Below are 20,157 nucleotides of genomic sequence, written 5' to 3' on the forward strand. Positions count from 1 at the left end.
GGTGTCCTTCTCCCGCTGGCGGGAGAAGGTGCCCCGCAGGGGCGGATGAGGGGCCGCCGCAGTACCAGCAACAACCATTGCACCAATGGCGTGCATGACACCGCCGCGCCGGAACCCAAGCTCGCCGCAGCCGCAGCCGCAGCCGCTGCGGCAACACCAGAACAACGCCTGGCGGATCTTTCCGCTGCGCAGGAGTGAATCGATGTCATCCGTGTTTGTAACGCGTCTTGCCCTGGCACTGAGCCTGAGCCTTGGCCTGCCCTGTATCGCCCTCGCTGCGCCTGCCGACCGCAGCGGCACGCCCGAACAGCGCGCCGCCGCGTTGGTGGCGCAGATGAGCCGCGAGGAAAAGGTCGCCCAGGCGATGAACGATGCGCCGGCGATTCCGCGCCTGGGCATCCCCGCCTACGAATGGTGGAGCGAAGGCCTGCACGGCATCGCGCGCAATGGCTACGCCACGGTGTTTCCGCAGGCGATCGGCCTGGCCGCCAGCTGGAATACGACTCTGATGCAGCAGGTGGGCACGGTGGTCTCCACCGAGGCGCGCGCCAAGTTCAATCTTGCCGGCGCCCCCGGCAAGGACCACAAACGCTACGCGGGCCTGACCATCTGGTCGCCCAACATCAACATCTTCCGCGATCCGCGCTGGGGCCGTGGCATGGAAACCTACGGCGAGGATCCCTTCCTCACCGGGCAATTGGCAGTGGGCTTCATTCGCGGCCTGCAGGGCGACGATCTCGATCACCCGCGCACTATCGCCACGCCCAAGCACATCGCCGTGCACAGCGGCCCGGAACCGGGCCGGCACGGTTTCGATGTGGATGTGTCGCCACGCGATGTGGAAGCGACCTATACGCCGGCCTTCCGCGCCGCGCTGGTCGAGGGACAGGCCTGGTCGGTGATGTGCGCGTATAACTCGCTGCATGGCACACCGGCCTGCGCGGCCGACTGGTTGCTCAATGGCCGCGTACGTGGCGACTGGGGCTTCAAGGGCTTTGTGGTGTCCGACTGCGATGCGGTGGACGACATGACCCAGTTCCACTACTTCCGCCCGGACAATGCCGGCTCATCGGCCGCCGCACTCAAGGCCGGTCACGATCTCAATTGCGGGCATGCCTATCGCGACCTCGGCACAGCGATCGAACGCGGCGAAGTGGACGAAGCCTTGCTCGACCAATCGCTGGTACGCCTGTTTGCCGCGCGCTATCGGTTGGGCGAACTCGCGGCACCGCGCAAGGACCCGTATGCGCGCCTGGGCGCCAAGGACATCGACAACAACGCCAACCGCGCACTCGCGTTGCAGGCCGCTGCCGAATCGATCGTGCTGCTGAAGAACAACGCCGATACCCTGCCGTTGAAAGCCGGCATCAAGCTGGCGGTGATCGGCCCCAATGCCGATGCGCTGGCCGCACTGGAAGCCAACTATCAGGGCACCTCCTCCGCACCGATCACCCCGCTGCTCGGCCTGCGCCAGCACTTCGGTGCGCAGCAGGTGCGCTACGCGCAAGGCGCGCCGCTGGCCGCCGGCGTGCCGGGCATGATTCCGGAAACCGCCCTGCGCAGCGACGGCAAGCCGGGATTGCGTGGCGAATATTTCGACAATGTCGACATGACCGGCAGCCCGGCGGTGGTACGCCAGGACCGCACCGTCAGCTTCAACTGGGATCAGGTCAGCCCGGCCAAGGGCGTACCGGCCGATCGCTACGCAGTGCGCTGGAGCGGCGAACTGCTGCCGCCAGGCGCGGGCGATTACACGTTGGCGGTGCGCGTGGCGCGCTGCTTCGACTGCACCGGGCATGACCCGGTGCGGCTGTATATCGACGACAAGCTGGTGGTTGCCGGCAATGCCGAAGACAAGCACGTGCCGGCCGGCATGCACAACGCCGATGGCCGAAGTGTGGAAACCGTGCTGCATTTCGACGACACCCGCCCGCGCAAGATCCGCCTGGAAATGGAACATCGCGGCCAGGACCAGGGCCTGCGCCTGGAATGGCTGGCACCGGCCGCCGCACAACTGGCCGAAGCCGAACAGGCAGTGGCGCAGTCCGATGCGGTGGTGGCCTTCGTCGGCCTGTCGCCGGATGTGGAAGGCGAGGAACTGCGCATCGACGTGCCCGGCTTCGATGGCGGCGACCGCAACGACATCGCCCTGCCCGCCCCGCAACAAGCCCTGCTGGAGCGCGCCAAGGCCTCCGGCAAGCCACTGGTGGTGGTGTTGATGAGCGGCAGCGCGGTGGCGTTGAACTGGGCCAAGGCCAACGCCGACGCCATCGTGGCGGCGTGGTATCCGGGCCAGTCCGGCGGCACCGCGATCGCGCGCGCACTGGCGGGCGAGGACAACCCCGGCGGGCGTCTGCCGGTCACGTTCTACCGCTCCACCAAGGACCTGCCCCCGTATGTCAGCTACGACATGAAGGGCCGTACCTATCGCTACTTCAAGGGCGAACCGCTGTTCCCGTTCGGCTATGGGCTGAGCTACACCAGCTTCGCCTACGACGCACCGCGCCTGTCCACCACCACGCTGCAAGCCGGCAGCACGCTGCAGGTGACCACCACGGTACGCAACACCGGCAGCCGCGCCGGCGATGAAGTGGCGCAGGTGTATCTGCAGTACCAGGACCGGCCGCAATCCCCCTTGCGCAGCCTGGTCGGCTTCCAGCGCGTGCATCTGAAACCGGGCGAACAACGCACGCTAAACTTCACACTGGATGCGCGCGCCCTGAGCGATGTGGACCGTACCGGACAGCGTGCGGTGGAAGCGGGCGACTACACGCTGTTTGTCGGCGGTGGTCAGCCGGGAACCGGCGCGCTTGGTGCAGCGGCAGCGTTTTCGATTTCGGGACGTTCGCCGTTGCCGAAGTAAAGCGTTCGCACACCTGCTGCACAACAGGCGTCGGCTGTCGTGGCCGGCGCCTGTTGCTCAATGCACGTGTTGCAGCGCATCGCAGAACGCCTGGATTGCGTCTGCGCAATGGCCAATTGGTGATCTATCTGCAAGCACCACGATGATGTCCGCACATACTTCACACGTGCTTGACAGACATTCAAACGGGGTCTATCACTGACCGAGGTCGGCACCACGCGCCATCGGCGAGACGACCGACCCACCTTGACGGCAACAACGTTTCCACGCAGTACCTGCACCAGGAGATGGTTGAATGCAGCATCGTCGTATCGACCAGCGCCTGGGTGTGGCCGATCGTGCAGTGCATCGCACGCACGCCTGCTGCGCTGCTGTCACGCTGGTGCAGCCGTCATGACCAAGCACTACAAACTGAGCGCCATGCGCTCGCGCTCGAAGTGCATCGCTGGCTACTCGCCGCCACGCCACTGACGCCTGCACCGCTGTAACAGCTGGCAGACGCTCCGGCGCCAACCCCGTTCGGTCTTTCGCACACGCTTCCGTTGCGTGCCGTGCGTTGCCGTGCGCGCACACCGCCGTGCAGAGCGTCTGCCCTAGAGCAAGGCATCGGAAGGCGTTGCCATCGGCAACGTTGCCCAGCATCTGGCGAGGTGGCATGTGCACAAGCATGAGCGTTTGACCCGCAAGCGATTGATCGTGGCGATCCTGGCCGTGACCGGCATGACCTCGGCGGCCTGCGCCGTGGCCGGCACGGTAGAGGGAACCCTCAAGGAGCGCGGCAGCGGCAAGCCGGCCGCCAACGCAAAGGTGCGCATCGCAGGCACCGCATACAGCGCGGTGGCCGATGCGCGCGGGCACTTCGTCATCCGCGACGTGCCGGCCGGGCAGTACGCACTGGCGCTGGACTACCCGGGCTTCGGCGCGGCAGACACCCGCATCCAGGTTGATGGCAGCGGCACTGCCGCGGTGGACGTCGCACTGGACGAGGTCAAGCAACTCAAGGCGGTCAGCGTGGTGCGCAACCGCTACGATGCCAGCGATCTCAAGATCAATGCGGCCAACACCGTCGATGTGCTGTCGGCCAACGACCTGCAGCGCACCGCCGTGCACAACGTGGCCGAAGCGTTGGGCCTGATCGCCGGCATCAACATCACCAGCACCGGCTCGGGCTACTTCGGCGGCATCGATGGTGCAGCGCGCGGCGAAGGCATGTTCGCCTCGGTGCGTGGGCTGCCGTCCGAATACAACGTCAACATGATCGACGGCGTCACCGTGGCACAAGGCATGCCGTATAGCCGCAGCGTGCAACTGAGCCTGTTGCCGCCCACCGGCCTGCAGACCATCGTCGCCAACAAGACCTCCACCGCCGACATGGACGGCGATGCGATCGGCGGCACGCTGGATTTCCGCACACCCACCGCCTACGACTTCAAGGACATCACCAGCGGTAGCGTCACCGGCAGCGGACGGGTGGAAAGCCGTGCGCGTGATTACGGCGGCGATGGCCTGGGCGGTGGATTCGGCGGCGAATTCCAGCACAAGTTCGGTGAGGCGCAACAGTTTGGCGTATATGCCAGCGCCTACTACGACTACCGCACCACCACCAACAGCGAGGTGGCCGCGGCCACCAGCGCGCTCAACGATGGGTCGTGGGAATATCTGAATACCGATGCCGAAGGCGGAAACACGGCAGGTTTGGATCCGCAACACAACCTCACCAGCACCGGCATGAACGTCGGCATCGCTGCCGGCTGGGAGCGTCGCTACGGCGGCAATGCCTCGTTCGACTGGCATGTGGACGACAGCCTGTCGCTGTATGCGCGCATGACCTACGCCTATGCCAAGACCGATCAAGGCACCACCTTCGTGCAGCTGTTGCCGCAGGATGTGAGCTATGTGCCGACCGGCACAGCCGGCGCTTTCACACCGAATATCGGCCGCATCGCGGCGCGGTTCTGGTACGAAACCAATCCGGAGGTCGCCGACCTGGCCACCTTTCAGATCGGTGCAAAAAAGATTGTGGGTGGCTGGACCTTCATGCCCAACGTGTTCTACAGCTTCGGCGACAACGACCGCCCCGACCATGTCGAAATCGACGGGCGAGAGGACAAGTTCAGCCAGGACAACTACGCCTATTCCGGCAACACCTTGGTGCGCTACGGCGGCGGTGCATTCCCGTATCCGCAACTCACACCTGCACTGCAGGCGCAGGTCAACAACATCCCGGCGTTGTATGCCAGCAGCTATGGCGAGCTGACCAAGATCTATTCCGGCCAGAAGAAAGGCGGCGCGCGTTTCGATACCCGCTACGACTTTGCCGATGGCGCGCTGCGCTCGCTGCAGTTCGGGGTGAAGTACAGCAGGAGCCGTCGCAGCTTCAGCAATCGCGACTGGTATACCGGCGGCGTGGATGGCACCACCACGCTCGGCGATCTGGGCATCTTCACCGGCACCTACGCATCGATCTTTCCCGGCAAATATGACTGGAACACGCCGCGCGTGAGCGAAGCGGCAGTGGCCGGCGTGATTGCGCAACACCTCACCGACGACGATCTGGATACCTGCGGCAGCGCGTTCTACGTCAACAACTTCAACTGCAACACCATGCGCGGCACCGAGGCGGTGAGCGCGGCCTATGCCAGCGCCACCTTCACCATCGGCAACCTGGATATCGTGCCGGGCGTGCGCCTGGAGCATACCGCCATCGACAACACGTTCTGGGTGACCCCGGTGGATGCGGACGGCAACCAGGTGGTCGGCAACTTCGCCCATAACAGCACCACCTACAACGAGCCGCTGCCCAGCGTGTTCCTGACCTGGCGGCCGGACCTGCGCACTGCCTACCGCGCCTCGCTGTGGACCAGCTACACCCGCCCGGCATTCGTGCAGTTGGGCGGCGGCAGCCAGATCGGCATCTCCAACGGCGTCACCACGATCACCCAAGGCAACCCCGACCTGAAGCCGATCGAATCCACCAACCTGGATCTGTCCGGCGAGTGGTCCACCGAGCGCGGCGGCTTCTTCTCGCTGGCGGGCTTCTACAAGCAGTTGCGCAACTACATCTACGATGCCGGCTCGGCCCAGGCCAACGGCAGCACCACCGGCAGCGGCACGGTGCTGTACCACATGCCCACCAATGGCGGCGACGGCAAGATCTACGGTGTGGAACTCAGCGCGCGGCAGAAGTTCCAGGACCTGCCCGCGCCCTTCGACGGCCTGGGCATCAGTGCCAACGCCACCCGCCAGCATGCGCGCGCCGACCTGGGCCTTGCTGGCTTCGACAACGAACACATGCAATCGGCGCCGTCGGCGATGGCCAACCTGGAGTTGTTCTACGAGCACAACGGGTTCTCGTTGAACCTGAGCTACCACTTCAGCAGTTCTTACCTGCTGGGCTACGACTTCCTGCACGAAGGCGCGCCCTGGAACGACCTGTGGGCACGCCCGACCCGCCGCGTGGATCTGCACACCGGCTACCGCTTCGACAATGGCGTGAGCATGGACCTGTCGATCTCCAACCTGACCAAGGAATACAGCTACTGGGCGCATGTGGGCCGCAACAACCTGGCGATCTCCGACATCGTCGATGCCGGCAGCACCGCCTTGCTGACGGTCAAGTACGCGTTCTAACGCACCGGCATGCAGCGCCGCGCACCACTAGCGCGCGGCGCGTTGCAACGCGGCTGGTTCCTTCCCCTGGTTGGAGACACCATGAAGCGCAGGACCTTGTGCACGTTCGGCCTGCTCGCCCCGTTCGGGCTGGCGGCATCGCCGCAGCCGCAGCCGTCGCTGCACGCACCGCAACCGGATGGGCAGGCGCATGCATTCGGATTCGCGCAGGGGCACTTCACCCTGGATGGGCAGCCCTGGCAGCTGCGTAGCGGCGAAATGCATCCGCTGCGCATCGCGCGCGCCGATTGGCTGCACCGCATCCGCATGGCCAAGGCGATGGGCCTGAATACCATTGCGTTGTATCTGATGTGGAATGCGCTGGAACGCGAACCGGGGCAGTTCGACCTGGATACCGGCGAGCGCGACTTCGTCGCCTTCATCCGGCTGTGCCAGCAGGAAGGCATGTGGGTGTACCTGCGCCCCGGTCCCTATGTGTGCGCGGAATGGACGCTGGGCGGGCTGCCGCCGTACCTGCTGCGCGAGCCGGGCATGCGCCTGCGCGACCGGACCGACGCGCGCTACATGGCTGCGGTGCAGCGCTACATCGATGCGGTGGCGCCGCGGATCGCACCGCTGATGGCCAGTGCCGGCGGCCCGGTGCTGATGCTGCAGATCGAAAACGAATACAACATGCACGGCGCCGATGCGGGCTACCTGCAGGCATTGGCTGCACTGTGGCGCACGCACGGCATCGATGGCCCGTTCTCGTTGGCCGAAGGCATGAAGGATCTGCGCCGACGCAAGGCCTATCTTCCCGGTGCCGCGCTGGGACTGGATGGCGCCGATCTCGCTGAACTGCAGGAAGCAAAACAGATCGCAGGCAATGCGCCGGTGTGGGTGGCCGAAGGCTATCCCGGCTGGTTGACGCATTGGGGCGAAGAGGCCTTCGCGCAGCGCGACTACGCGCCGATGCTGCAGCAACTGATGGCCGCCGGTGGCTCGTTCAATCTCTATGTGGTGCACGGCGGCAGCAATTTCGGATTGAGCGCCGGTGCCAATGCCGAAGACGATGGTTCGCAGTTCCAGCCCGCGCTGACCAGCTACGACTACAGCGCCCCGATCGACGAAGGCGGGCGCGCCACGCCTGCGTACCTGACGCTGCGAAACATCATCGCGACGCACACCGGCAGCGCGCTGCCGGCGCTGCCGGCGCCGCCACCGCGGGCGTGTTTTGCGCCGGTCATGGCGCGGCCGATCGCCGCGCTGTGGGACAACCTGAGCACCGGGCCGCTGCAGGTCGCACGCCCGACCGACAACCAGACCCTGCTCCGGCAGAACCTGGGTCTGGTGGTATACCGGCGCCGCATCGCGGCCGGTACGCATCTGCAACTGGGGCGAGTGCACGACTACGCGAGCGTGCAACTCGACGGTCGCGAGATCGGCCATGTCTCGCGCATGCAGCACGCACGCCTCAGCAGCGATCCGCAGCTGACCTTGCCGGACGTCACCTCCACCGAGCGCGTGCTGGAGGTGCTGGTGGACAGCTTCGGCCATATCAACTTCGGCCCGGCGCTGGGCGATGCAAAAGGCCTGCTTGGTCCGGTGCACCTCGATGGCAGGGAACTGCGCGACTGGCAGGTGCAGGGCATGGCGCTGGACGGCGATGCGCCGCCCACGCTACGGCCGTTGCAAGGTCTCCCCACCCGGCCTGGCCTGTTCTTCGCCACCGAAATCACCCTGGACACGGTCGGCGACATCTACGTGGACATGCGTCAGTGGCGCAAGGGCTATCTGTGGATCAACGGCAGGCTGCTCGGGCGCTACTGGGAAATCGGCCCGCAGCACTGCCTGCATTGCCCGGGCGCCTGGTTGCGGCCCGGCCGCAACGCGGTGCTGGTGCTGGATCTGCATCAACTGCAGCCCGCCGCCATCCACTGTGCCGACGGGCTGACCGCCTCGGTCAAACGCAGCAACGACGTATCGCTCGCGCATGCGGAGCGCTGCGCATGTTGAGCGCCCCCATCGCACCTTCACCGGCCACGCTCGTCGCTGCGCCACCGCGCACGCTCGGAGTCTGGAGCGCGCTGTCGGCGAACCTGCTCAACATGATCGGCATCGGCCCGTTCATCACCATCCCGTTGGCGTTGTCGGCGCTGGCCGGGCCGGCGGTGTTGCTGGGCTGGGTCGCCGGCGCGCTGCTGTGCGTGTGCGATGGATTGGTGTGGGCCGAACTGGGCGCGGCGATTCCGCGCTCCGGCGGGCCGTATCACTACCTGCGCGAGGCCTACGGGCGCGAACGCTGGGGGCGGCTGTTCGGTTTTCTATACCTGTGGCAGACACTGTTGACCGCGCCACTGTCGGTTGGCTCGGCAGCGGTGGGCTGCGCGCAATACCTGGCTTTCCTGATGCCGGGACTGAGCCAGAGCCGGCTCACGGCGATTGCGATGGCGCTGTGCGCGTTCAACACGTTGTTGCTGTACCGCAAGGTGCGCTCGGTGCAGTTGCTGTCGTTGCTGGTCAGCGCGGTGGTCCTGGGCGCCTGCATGTGGATCATCGGCAGTGGCGTGCTGCATTTCGATGCCCGCATCGCCAACGCATTCTTGCACGCGCGCCCCGCCTCGCCGCATGGGTTCTGGCTGGGCTTCGGTGCGGTGGCGCTGATCGCGGTCTACGACTACGGCGGCTACAACAACGTGTGCATGCTCGGCGGCGAAATCCGCAAGCCGCGGCGCACGATTCCGCGCGCGGTGCTGCTCTCTATCCCGATCGTGGCGCTGCTGTACCTGGGCCTCAACATCACCCTGCTCGGGGTGCTGCCGTGGCAGCAGGCCGCGCACTCCAAGGCGGTGATGGCCGACTTCATGCAGGCCATCTACGGCCCGGCCGGCGCCACGGTGGCCGTGGCGCTGATTGCGCTGGCCGCGTGGGGCTCGGCGCTGGTGGTGCTGCTGGGCTACTCGCGGGTGCCGTACGCCGCCGCTGCGGCCGGGCAGTTCTTCGGCGTGTTCGCGCGGCTGCATCCGCGCGGCGGTTTCCCCACCGTGTCGCTGCTGTTCGTCGGCGCGACTTCCACGCTGGCCTGCCTGCTGTCGCTGGACGATCTGATCGCCACCTTGATGATCATCCAGATCCTGTTCCAGTTTCTGGCGCAATGCCTGGCGGTGGTGCTGCTGCGTCGCAAGCGGCGCAGGCGAGCGTTTGCGATGCCGCTGTATCCGTGGCCGCTGCTGATCAGCGTGTTCGGCTGGATCTATCTGCTGGCGACCAGCCCGGGGCGACGCGTGCTCGCCGCGGTGCTGGCGCTGTGCGTGGGTAGCGCGGTGTATCTGCTGCAGGCACGGAGGGAGCGCGCATGGCCGTTCCAGCTGCAATGAGCGCAGCGCAGATCGCGGTAGTCGGCGAGGTCTACCTGGACCACATCTTCAGCGGCTTCGCACGCTGGCCGGCGCCTGGCGAAGAAGCGCTCGCGCAGCACTACCGGCGCGAACTCGGCGGCGGCACGCTCATCACCGCCTGCGCGCTGGCGCAGCTGGGCTGCAACGTGCGCGTGATCGGCGCGATCGGTGCGCAGGACCGTGCGCTGTTCGCGCACCGCCTGGGCGACTTCGGCGTTTCGGCCGACGGGCTGATCGACTCGCCCGTCGGCACCGGCGTGACCACCAGCGTCTCGCTGCAGGACGACCGTTCGTTCTTTACCTATGCCGGCGCCAATGCAGACCTGGGTGGGTTGCTGCTGCGCGACGACGCCATCGCTGCAATGTGTGCGGCCACGCATGTGCACTTCGCATTGCCGCTGCCGGCCACGGTCGCGCGCAGCTTGCTGCCGCAGCTGGCGCGCGCCGGCTGCAGCACTTCGCTGGATGTCGGCTTCAGCCCGCAGTGGCTCGCCGACCCGGACAACCGCGCCACCTGTCGCGCGGTGACCTGGTTCCTGCCCAACCAGAAGGAAGCCGCGCTGATGGGCTGCGGCGACAGCGTTGACGCCTGCGTGGCCTGGGCGCAGGCGCAGGGCCTGCGCGAGGTCGTGGTCAAACACGGTGCTGCCGGCGCGATGGTCGTCGATACCGCCGGCGGCCGTTCGATTCCCGCGCCCCAGGTGCAACTGCGCGACAGCACTGGCGCCGGCGATGCCTTCGATGCCGGCTTCATCGCCGCGCGCCTGCACGGGCTGTCGCTGGACGCTGCCGCCCGGCAGGGCTGCCGATGCGGTGCGGCGTGCTGCAGCGCGCTGGGTGCGCTGGACGGCCTGGCTTCCCTGCCTCCCCTTTTCTCCCCCCCTGAGGACGTTCCATGAGCAGTTCTGTCGACAATCGCAAGCTGACCCTGATCGGCGGCGGCGGCGTGCGCACGCCGTTGGTGGTGTACGGCGTCAACGAAGCGGCCGAAGCGCTGGGCGCACGCGAGATCGTGCTGTACGACCCCGACCAGGAGCGCCTGGCATTGATGGTGGCGATGGGCCGCGCCATCGTGGCCGAGGCCGGCGGCAGCCTGCAGGTGCATGCGGCGCCCTCGCTGGAAGCGGCCGTCGAAGGCGCCCACTTTGTACTCAACAGCATTCGCGTCGGCGGTATCGCCCAGCGCGCCTCCGACGAGCAGACCATCATCGGCCACGGCTACTCCGGCCAGGAGACCACCGGCCCCGGCGGCGTGGCCAAGGCATTGCGCACGGTGCCGGTGGCGATCGAGCAGGCGCGCATGATCGAGCGGCTGAGTCCGGATGCGTGGCTGGTCAGCTTCACCAATCCGGCCGGGCTGATCACCCAGGCCATCACCGCACATACCCGCGCGCGGGTGGTCGGCATCTGCGACACCCCGGTGGAGCTGTTCCACAACATCGCCCGCGCGCTCGGCGAGCCGGCATCCGACGTGGAATGCGATTACGTCGGCCTCAACCACCTGGGCTGGATCCGTGCGGTGCGCCTGCGCGGGCAGGACATCATGGATCGCATCCTCGACGACGACGCCATCCTGCGTCAGCTCTATCTGGCGCCGCTGTTCGATGTCCAGATGCTGCGCGCCTTGCGGCTGATCCCCACCGAGTACCTGTACTTCTTCTACGAGCGGCGCCGCGCCCTGGACAACCAGCGCGCCAGCGGCGCCAGCCGCGGTGGCGAGATCGAGCGGCTCAACCGCAGCCTGATCGGCGACCTGGGCAGCCGCCTGCAGGCCGGCGACACCGCCGGCGCGGTGCAGACCTATGCCGCCTACCTGGCGCAGCGCTCCGGCTCGTACATGAAGCTGGAGGCCGAAGCCGGCTCGGCCTTCGCACCCGACATGGCGCCGCAGCCGGACCCGTTCCGCGCCAGCACCGGCTATCACCGCATCGCGGTGGACGTGATGAGCGCGCTGACCGGCGCGCGCCCGGGGCGGCATGTGGTCAACGTGCGCAACCGCGGCGCGATGGCCGAGCTGGCCGACGACGATGTGGTGGAAATTGCCGCAGACATTGATCGCGACCGCGTCGTGCCGATTCCTGCCGCGCCTCTGCCGGACGCGGTGCATGGCCTGGTGCGCGCGTTCAAGGCCTACGAACACGCCGCGATCGAGGCCGCGCTCAGCGGCAGCCATCGCGATGCCTGCAAGGCCATGCTGATCCACCCGGCGATCGGCGAGTGGAGCCCGTCGCAGCGCCTGCTGGACGCCTTGTTCGGGCACGAGCACGACGACGGCCATTGCGCGGGGCCGGCGCACTGGCGCGGGCATGCGGCTGGATGATGCACCCGGCACGCGGGCCGTCGGCGTGCCGGCACCACGCTAACGGCAGTGCCCGCTTCTGCAGCCGCCGTGCCACCTCCGTTGGCAAGCATCCGGCAGCGCCCGTCCCCCGAAATTGTGCGAGCGCACTATGCAGTTTCGACGCACACGTTGTATGGTCATCAGGAATTGGTCATGCATAGGTCTCATCGCCCAGGCTGCCGTCTTGCAGCCGCCAGCGCGGGGAGAACCATCGTGCGGATCGCAGGTTGAACCCATGGAGTCTTGAGGTCATGCATACCCGCCGCGACATTCTTCAGCTGCTCGGCGCCAGCGCCGGTGCCGGCCTGCTGGCCAGTGCCCTGCCTGCCTTCGCGGCCGCGCCCGCTGCCGGCGCCTCCACGGCCGCCGGTGCCTTCGTCAGCAAGCGCCCGCCCAAGGCCCAGCGCCGCTTCGTCAGCAAGGCGGTCGAGCAGCAGATCGTGCGGATCAAGGCACAGATCGCCGACCCCGAGCTGGCCTGGCTGTTCGAGAACTGCTACCCGAACACGCTGGACACCACGGTGGAAACCGGCACCCGCAACGGCAAGCCGGACACCTTCGTCATCACCGGCGACATCCATGCGATGTGGCTGCGCGACTCCTCCGCGCAGGTGCATCCGTACGTGCCGCTGGCCAGGCGCGACCCCGCGTTGCGACGCATGTTCCATGGCCTGATCCAGCGCCAGGCCGCGTGCATCCGGCTGGACCCGTATGCCAACGCCTTCCTGCCCGACGGCCAGACCCAGCGCCTGAAGTGGTCGCTCAACGACATCACCGAGATGAAGCCCGGCGTGGGCGAGCGCAAGTGGGAGGTGGATTCGCTGTGCTACCCGATCCGCATCGCGCACGAATACTGGCGCGCCACCGGCGATGCCGCACCGTTCGACGACGACTGGCGCGCGGCGATGCACGTGGTGGTCAAGACCTTCCGCGAGCAGCAGCGCAAGGACAACCGTGGTCCGTACGTGTTCCAGCGTCCCTCCCCGCTAGCCACCGAAACCCTGGTACTGGAGGGCTACGGCCAGCCGACCAAACCCAACGGCATGATCCACTCGATGTTCCGTCCCTCCGACGACGCCTGCGTATTTCCGCTGTTCGTGCCGGCCAACCTGTTTGCGGTGACCTCGCTACGCCAATTGGCAACGATGAGCACCGCACTGCATCGCGATGCCGCGTTTGCCGCCGAGTGCACCGCCCTGGCCGATGAGGTGGACACCGCAACGCGCCAGTTCGGCCAACTGCGCGACAGCGACGGCCAGGCGTACTGGGCCTTCGAAGTGGACGGCTTCGGCAACCAGTTGTTCATCGACGATGCCAACGCCCCCGGCCTGCTTAGTCTGGCCTACCTGGGTTGCTGCGACCGGCGCGACCCGGTGTTCCTGCGCACCCGCCAGCTCGCCTGGAGCGAACGCAACCCGTATTTTTCGCGCGGCAAGGCGGCCGAAGGCGTGGGCAGCCCGCATAGCGGCATGGGCACCATCTGGCCGATGTCCATCGTGCAATACGCGTTGGTCAGCGACGACGATGCGCAGCTGCGCCAATGCCTGCAGTGGCTCAAGACCACCCACGCCGGCACCGGCTTCATGCACGAGGCGTTCGACAAGGACACCCCGAGCACCTTCACCCGCGACTGGTTCGCCTGGGCCAACACCTTGTTCGGCGAACTGATCATCGACCTGCACCAACGCAAACCCCAGTTGCTGCGCAGCGCCTGATTCCCCACCGGAAGGGCACAGCGTTCGACGCTTCCCTTCTCCCGCCGGGAGAAGGTGCCCGAAGGGCGGATGAGGGTGCCCCGGCATCGGCCCGCACATTCAGAGACCACACACATGGCAACACGACGCGGTTTTCTCCAAGGCGCCATCGCCGCAGCATTGTTCGGCAGCGTAGGCCTGCCCGGCGCAGCCCGCGCACGCGCCGGCAATTACGCGCTGCCGGCCGATGCGCGCGTGCGCGCCGACCTCACCCGTCACGTGGACGTCTTCATCGGCACCGGCGGCCATGGCCACACCTTCCCCGGCGCGACCTTGCCGTTCGGCATGGTGCAGCTGAGCCCGGACACCTATAACGCGGTATGGGATTCGTGCTCGGGCTACCACGAATCCGACGGCTCGATCATGGGCTTTTCGCACACGCATCTGTCCGGCACCGGCATCGGCGACATGCTGGATTTCCTGCTGGTACCCGCCACCGGCGAGGTGAAGCTGGTGCCCGGCCCACTGGACGACCCGGATGCCGGTTACCGCTCGCGCTACGACCACAGCGACGAAGCCGCCTCGCCGGGCTATTACCGCGTGCGGCTCAAGGACAGCGGCGTGCATGCCGAACTCACCGCCACTGCGCGCGCAGGCCTGCATCGCTATCACTTCCCCAAGGGCAAACCGGCGCACGTACTGCTGGACCTGTGCCACGGCATGCAGGACAAACCCGGCATCCCCACCCGCGTCAGCGATGCGCAGCTGCGTGTGGTCGACGAGCGCACCCTCACCGGTGGCCGGCGCGTCTACCAATGGGCGCAGGGCCGCTACATCTATTTCGCCCTGCGGCTGTCGCGGCCGTTCAAACAGGTGCAGCTGTACAACGAAGACCAGCCGCTGGCCGCCGGCACGCGCAGCGCCGATGGCGTGCATCTCAAGGCCGCACTGCACTTCCCCGATGCCTCCGATGCGCCACTGCTGATCAAGGTCGGCATCTCCGCCGTCAGCGCCGACAATGCACTGGCCAACCTCGACGCCGAGCTGCCGGACTTCGACTTTTCCCGCGTGCATGCGCAAGCGGTGGCCACCTGGGAGAAGGAGCTGGCACGTGTGCGCATCGACAGCGATGACGACGCGCAACGCCGCATCTTCTACACCGGCCTGTATCACAGCCTGCTGGCGCCCACGCTGTTCAGCGACGTGGACAACCGTTACCGCGGCATGGACCTGCAGATCCACACCGCACCCAAGGGCTACAACAACTACAGCACCTACTCGTTGTGGGACACCTACCGCGCCGCGCATCCGCTGCTCACCCTGGTACAACCCGAGCGCGTTCCCGACCTGGTGCAGTGCCTGGTCCGCGGCGCCAACGAATGCCCGGACGGCGTGGGCATCTGGCCGCTGCAAGGCGTGGAGACCGGCTGCATGATCGGCTACCACTCCGCCGTCGTGCTGGCCGAAGCGCACGCCAAGGGCTTTACCGGAATCGACTACGCCGCGGCGTGGCCGGCCTACCGCAAACGTGCGATGGACGACACCACGCACGGCCTGGGGTACTACCGCAAGCTTGGCTACATCCCCGCCGACAAGGTGGACGAAGCGGTCAGCCGCACCCTGGAATACGCCTATGACGACTGGGCCTGCGCGCACCTGGCGCAGGCTGCCGGCGCCACCGACGATGCACGCGCGCTGCGCGCACGCTCGCGCAACTACCGCAATGTTTTCAACCGCGACAGCGGCTTCGTGCAGGCGCGCCTGGAAGACGGCAGCTGGGCCAAACCATTCGACCCGCGCGGCATGGGCCACATCGCCAAATGGCGCGACTTCACCGAATCCAACGCCTGGCAGGCCACCTTCCTCAACCAGCACGACCTGTACGGTTACATGGATTTGTACGGCGGCCGCGACGGTTTCGTCGCCAAGCTGGACGAACTGTTTTCCACCAGCTCCGAACTGCCGGCCGATGCGCCGCCGGATATCGACGGCCTGGTCGGCCAGTACGCGCACGGCAACGAGCCCAGCCATCATGTGGCCTATCTGTTCGCCTACGCCGGCCAGCCGTACAAGACCCAGGCGATGGTGCGCCGCTTGCTGCGCGAGCAATACCATGACGCGCGTAATGGCCTGTCCGGCAACGAAGACTGCGGGCAGATGAGCGCCTGGTTCGTGCTCAGTGCGCTCGGGCTGTATGCGGTGGACCCGGTCAGCGGCAACTACGTGCTCGGCAGCCCATTGTTCGAGCGCGCCACGCTGGACGTGGGCAACGGCCGCACACTGCGCATCGTGACCAAGGACAACAGCGCGCAGAACGTCTATGTGCAGTCGCTGACCTTCAACGGCAAATCGCTCACCCGCGCCTGGCTACGTCACACCGAGCTGGCTGCCGGCGGCACGCTGGAATTTGCGATGGGACCCAAGCCGAACCCGGCCTTCGGCGCAGACAAGAAGGATCTGCCACCGTCGTTCGCGTAATGCCGGTACGTCGCTTGCGCGAGCGGCGCGTTCGCTTCTTGCTGCGCGAATGGGGAACGTCCTTCCCCGCTCACGCAAAAACAAGGATCGCTTGTTTATTCGCGAGTGGAAGTTGCTTTCTGATTCCGCAGGCGGGGATTGCTCTTCCCTTCTCCCGCAAGCGGGAGAAGGTGCCCGCAGGGCGGATGAGGGCAGAACGCAAACACGGCCGCCTGCCATCCACCCGCACCACCGGCCCCACCTACATCGAGACCTCCATGCTGCGTACCACTCTTGCCCCCCTGGTTCTGGCCCTGGCGCTCGCGCTGCCCGCCTCCGCTGCTACGCCCGAGTCCTGGCCCGCCTTCGGCACCCAGGGCACGCAGTTCGTGCGCGATGGCAAGCCGTATCAGATCCTCTCCGGCGCCATCCATTTCCAGCGCATTCCACGCGCTTACTGGAAGGACCGCCTGCAAAAAGCGCGCGCACTCGGCCTGAACACCGTGGAGACCTACGTGTTCTGGAATCTGGTCGAACCGCAGCAAGGCCAGTTCGATTTTTCCGGCAACAACGATGTGGCCGCCTTCGTGCGCGAAGCCGCCGCGCAAGGCCTCAACGTCATCCTGCGCCCCGGCCCCTACGCCTGCGCCGAATGGGAAGCCGGCGGTTATCCGGCGTGGTTGTTCGGCAAGGACAACATCCGCGTGCGCAGCCGCGACCCGCGCTTTCTCGGCGCCAGCCAGGCATACCTGGATGCGGTGGCAACACAGGTGCAACCGCTGCTCAACCACAACGGCGGCCCGATCATCGCAGTGCAGGTGGAGAACGAATACGGCTCCTACGATGACGACCACGCCTACATGGCCGACAACCGCGCCATGTTCGTCAAGGCCGGCTTCGACAAGGCGCTGCTGTTCACCTCGGACGGCGCGGACATGCTCGCCAATGGCACCCTGCCCGACACCCTGGCAGTGGTGAATTTCGCGCCAGGCGAGGCGAAGAGCGCGTTCGACAAGTTGATCAAGTTCCGCCCCGAGCAACCGCGCATGGTCGGCGAATACTGGGCCGGCTGGTTCGATCATTGGGGCGCGCCGCACGCCAGCACCGATGCCAAACAGCAGACCGAAGAACTGGAATGGATCCTGCGCCAGGGCCACTCGGCCAACCTCTACATGTTCATCGGCGGCACCAGCTTCGGCTTCATGAATGGCGCCAATTTCCAGGGCAATCCCAGCGACCATTACGCGCCGCAGACCACCAGCTACGATTACGACGCCATCCTCGACGAAGCCGGCCAGCCCACGCCCAAGTTCGCGCTGATGCGCGATGCCATCGCCCGGGTCACCGGCGTGCAGCCGCCCGCATTGCCGGCACCGATCGCCATGGCCGCACTGCCGCAAACCCAGTTACGCGAATCCGCCTCGCTGTGGGACAACCTGCCCGCACCGATCGCCATCGACACCCCGCAGCCGATGGAGCACTTCGGCCAGGACTACGGCTACATCCTCTACCGCACCACCATCACCGGCCCGCGCAAGGGTTCGCTGTATCTGGGCGAGGTGCGCGATGTGGCGCGGGTGTACGTCGATCAGAAGCCGGTCGGCAGCGTCGAACGCCGGCTGCAGCAGGTCGCCACCGACGTGGACATTCCCGCCGGCCAACACACCCTGGATGTCCTGGTCGAAAACAGCGGCCGCATCAACTACGGCCCACGCATGGCCGACGGCCGCGCCGGCCTGGTCGACCCGGTACTGCTGGACAACCGGCAGCTCACCGGCTGGCAGGCCTTCCCGCTGCCGATGCGCTCGCCCGACAGCCTCCACGGCTGGACCCGCAAGCCCGTGCAAGGCCCCGCCTTCCACCGCGGCAACCTGCGCATCGGCACGCCCACCGACACTTACCTGGACATGCGCGCCTTCGGCAAGGGCATCGCCTGGGCCAACGGCGTCAACCTGGGCCGCCACTGGAAGATCGGCCCGCAAACGGCGCTGTATTTCCCCGCCCCGTTCCAGCGCAAGGGCGACAACAGCGTGGTGGTGTTCGACCTGGACAGCACCGCCAAACCCGGCGTGCGCGGCCTGAAACAGCAGGTGTGGCTCAAGCCGGAGCAGTGATCGCTGCACCGTCGCGCAGGCCGTGAAGGTGGTACGCGACTGCAATGCTCAAGCCCCTCTCCCTTTGCGAGAGGGGTTGAGGTGAGGGTACGAGGCGACCGGCCGGCACCATCGCGCGGCACGCGTCAAACCCATTGTTTCCCTGGAAGCCAACCGCGTGCGCCAGCACTGCCCCACTGCGTGATGCGCGTGGTCCCAGGCACACCAAGCCATGCCGCCCCGTATCCGCCCCTGCGGGGGCACATTCTCCCGAAAAGCGAAGCGATCAAACCCCAGCCGCCCTCGACAGAGCCCCTTTCCCGCCGGAACAGAGGTTGAGGTGGGGTACGGATCAATCCGCATGGACTGCATGGCCGCATGCAGCCAGCCTGCGCCTGGCACATCCCCGCGCAAATCCACGGTCCGGCCAACAGCGTTACGGCACGGACACACCCCTCGCCCACCCTGCGCCACCGCCAAACCCACCGCAGGCCAACTGCGCGTCAGCCGCCCAGGCTCCCTGCCCTTCAGTCCGTGCCCTCCGCGCCGCTATCTGGAAGTCCGGTGCACCTGTACCGCCTGCTGCCGCCCTGGTATCGGGCGGACCATATTCCAGGCAAGATCACCGGCTGACACCGTTACGGGGGCGCTTTGGTTGCTACGTAGACGGCCTGATTGCAGGTTCCAGGAGCGTTGCATGTCGTCGTCCACCGTTGTTGCCGAAGAGTCCACCTCCGTTGCCCCGGAGCATACCCAGCACGCATTTGCCCAGCAGCTTCACAGCAAGCCGATGGACAGCACCGAAGCGGCGCACACAATGACCTTCCTGTGCCAGACCCAGTCGGCCAAGAAGCCGCAGACGCTGTTGCCGCCGCAGGTCCGCGACGACAACGCGACCTGAGCACACCGAGGACGTGCAGCGGTGGCGGCCGCGTTCGCAAGCCGCCAACGCGCATCAGCTGCCGGACTGGAACGATTTGAGCACGGTGAGCAGGCTGGTCAGATTGTCGGCCACGCCGGTCTGCGCCACGTGTTCGCTCGCGCCGGCGCACGCCGTGGTATCCACGCTGTAGATCTGCATCACGCCCTGGTCGGTCGCGGCCTGCGCCAGGGTGTTTTGCTGTTGCTGCGCCGCGACGGCGTTCTGGAACAGGATGCCGCTCGAATGGGCCATGGTCTGGTAGACCGAGCCCAGCGCGATCGCTGGCGCTTCGCCTACGACCTTGACGTTGGACTGGGTGACGGCATCGGTGATCTGGTCATTGACTGTAGTTGGAATGGCCATGCTCGGCTCCGGGGTGGGCGGAATGCACGGCTTGCGCCCTGACCGTTAATGGCCTGCTCGCGACGTCGCGATGCACAGACCGGGCTACAACGCACGCGGTGCCCTTCCGATAACGGCGCAGGGGCGTATCGCTGAATCGGCGCAATGCAGCTTCGCAATGCACGTCGCAACACCGATGTGCCGTCCAGCCACCAATCGTCGATCGGACCATGGCGCCAGGCCAGCTCCACCAGCTGCGCCGGCATGAACCTTGCCGTCAACGCACTTGGCCACGTGGCGATCCTGCGGCAGCAGAGACATGCCAACGCCTGTGGACTTGCTTACCGACCGCCTCGCTGGCGCGCCCGACCAGTTGCCCTTGCCGCACATGGTTGGCAACCGCTGCCACCCAGGATGGTCAAGGCACAGGTATTCAAT

11 protein-coding genes are annotated in these 20,157 nt (G+C 66.6%); 10 read left to right on the top strand and 1 reads right to left on the bottom strand.

Going from position 1 to position 20,157, the window contains the following annotated elements:
• The first annotated feature begins 202 nt into the window (after positions 1-202).
• The 10 genes from FHY18_RS05205 (at position 203) to FHY18_RS05250 (ending at position 19,356) form a co-directional block, all read left to right on the top strand.
• The gene (locus tag FHY18_RS05205; protein ID WP_259151991.1) at positions 203-2,863 is read left to right on the top strand and encodes a glycoside hydrolase family 3 C-terminal domain-containing protein; all 2,661 of its coding nucleotides are present in this window, start codon (positions 203-205) and stop codon (positions 2,861-2,863) included.
• Between the two features lie 720 nt (positions 2,864-3,583).
• Entirely contained in the window at positions 3,584-6,493 is a 2,910-nt protein-coding gene (locus tag FHY18_RS05210; protein ID WP_259152510.1) for a TonB-dependent receptor, read from the top strand.
• An 81-nt stretch (positions 6,494-6,574) separates the two neighbouring features.
• Entirely contained in the window at positions 6,575-8,488 is a 1,914-nt protein-coding gene (locus tag FHY18_RS05215) for a beta-galactosidase (protein WP_259151992.1), read from the top strand.
• Entirely contained in the window at positions 8,482-9,849 is a 1,368-nt protein-coding gene (locus FHY18_RS05220; protein WP_259151993.1) for an APC family permease, read from the top strand. The genes FHY18_RS05215 and FHY18_RS05220 overlap by 7 nt, the downstream gene beginning before the upstream one ends.
• Positions 9,828-10,769: a carbohydrate kinase family protein gene (locus FHY18_RS05225; protein ID WP_259151996.1), complete on the top strand. Its 942-nt coding sequence runs from the start codon at positions 9,828-9,830 to the stop codon at positions 10,767-10,769. Before FHY18_RS05220 ends, FHY18_RS05225 begins: the two co-directional genes overlap by 22 nt.
• The gene (locus FHY18_RS05230; RefSeq protein WP_259151998.1) at positions 10,766-12,190 is read left to right on the top strand and encodes a 6-phospho-beta-glucosidase; all 1,425 of its coding nucleotides are present in this window, start codon (positions 10,766-10,768) and stop codon (positions 12,188-12,190) included. The genes FHY18_RS05225 and FHY18_RS05230 overlap by 4 nt, the downstream gene beginning before the upstream one ends.
• 272 nt (positions 12,191-12,462) lie before the next feature.
• A complete protein-coding gene (locus tag FHY18_RS05235) occupies positions 12,463-13,926 on the top strand; it encodes a glycoside hydrolase family 125 protein (protein WP_259152000.1) in 1,464 nt (487 codons plus the stop codon).
• Between the two features lie 114 nt (positions 13,927-14,040).
• A complete protein-coding gene (locus FHY18_RS05240; RefSeq protein ID WP_259152002.1) occupies positions 14,041-16,383 on the top strand; it encodes a GH92 family glycosyl hydrolase in 2,343 nt (780 codons plus the stop codon).
• Positions 16,384-16,640: 257 nt separating this feature from the next.
• Positions 16,641-18,476 carry a beta-galactosidase family protein gene (locus tag FHY18_RS05245; RefSeq protein ID WP_259152511.1) on the top strand — a complete coding sequence of 612 codons (1,836 nt, stop codon included), beginning with the start codon at positions 16,641-16,643 and terminating at the stop codon, positions 18,474-18,476.
• 676 nt (positions 18,477-19,152) lie between these two features.
• On the top strand, positions 19,153-19,356 hold the full coding sequence (locus FHY18_RS05250) for a hypothetical protein (protein ID WP_259152004.1): 204 nt from the start codon (positions 19,153-19,155) through the stop codon (positions 19,354-19,356).
• 54 nt (positions 19,357-19,410) lie between these two features.
• Here FHY18_RS05250 and FHY18_RS05255 read toward each other — a convergent pair whose 3' ends face one another.
• A complete protein-coding gene (locus FHY18_RS05255) occupies positions 19,411-19,740 on the bottom strand; it encodes a RebB family R body protein (RefSeq protein ID WP_259152005.1) in 330 nt (109 codons plus the stop codon).
• Positions 19,741-20,157: the final 417 nt, after the last annotated feature.

Source organism: Xanthomonas sp. 3793 (genome assembly GCF_024806835.1).
Lineage (GTDB): Bacteria > Pseudomonadota > Gammaproteobacteria > Xanthomonadales > Xanthomonadaceae > Xanthomonas > Xanthomonas arboricola_F.

Bases quoted from the DNA above. Each gene is read 5' to 3' on its own strand.
- FHY18_RS05220 (WP_259151993.1), top strand. From the start codon at position 8,482: ATGTTGAGCGCCCCCATCGCACCTTCACCGGCCACGCTCGTCGCTGCG.
- FHY18_RS05250 (WP_259152004.1), top strand. From the start codon at position 19,153: ATGTCGTCGTCCACCGTTGTTGCCGAAGAGTCCACCTCCGTTGCCCCG.
- FHY18_RS05235 (WP_259152000.1), top strand. From the start codon at position 12,463: ATGCATACCCGCCGCGACATTCTTCAGCTGCTCGGCGCCAGCGCCGGT.
- FHY18_RS05240 (WP_259152002.1), top strand. From the start codon at position 14,041: ATGGCAACACGACGCGGTTTTCTCCAAGGCGCCATCGCCGCAGCATTG.
- FHY18_RS05245 (WP_259152511.1), top strand. From the start codon at position 16,641: ATGCTGCGTACCACTCTTGCCCCCCTGGTTCTGGCCCTGGCGCTCGCG.
- FHY18_RS05230 (WP_259151998.1), top strand. From the start codon at position 10,766: ATGAGCAGTTCTGTCGACAATCGCAAGCTGACCCTGATCGGCGGCGGC.
- FHY18_RS05255 (WP_259152005.1), bottom strand. From the start codon at position 19,740: ATGGCCATTCCAACTACAGTCAATGACCAGATCACCGATGCCGTCACC.
- FHY18_RS05225 (WP_259151996.1), top strand. From the start codon at position 9,828: ATGGCCGTTCCAGCTGCAATGAGCGCAGCGCAGATCGCGGTAGTCGGC.
- FHY18_RS05210 (WP_259152510.1), top strand. From the start codon at position 3,584: ATGACCTCGGCGGCCTGCGCCGTGGCCGGCACGGTAGAGGGAACCCTC.
- FHY18_RS05215 (WP_259151992.1), top strand. From the start codon at position 6,575: ATGAAGCGCAGGACCTTGTGCACGTTCGGCCTGCTCGCCCCGTTCGGG.
- FHY18_RS05205 (WP_259151991.1), top strand. From the start codon at position 203: ATGTCATCCGTGTTTGTAACGCGTCTTGCCCTGGCACTGAGCCTGAGC.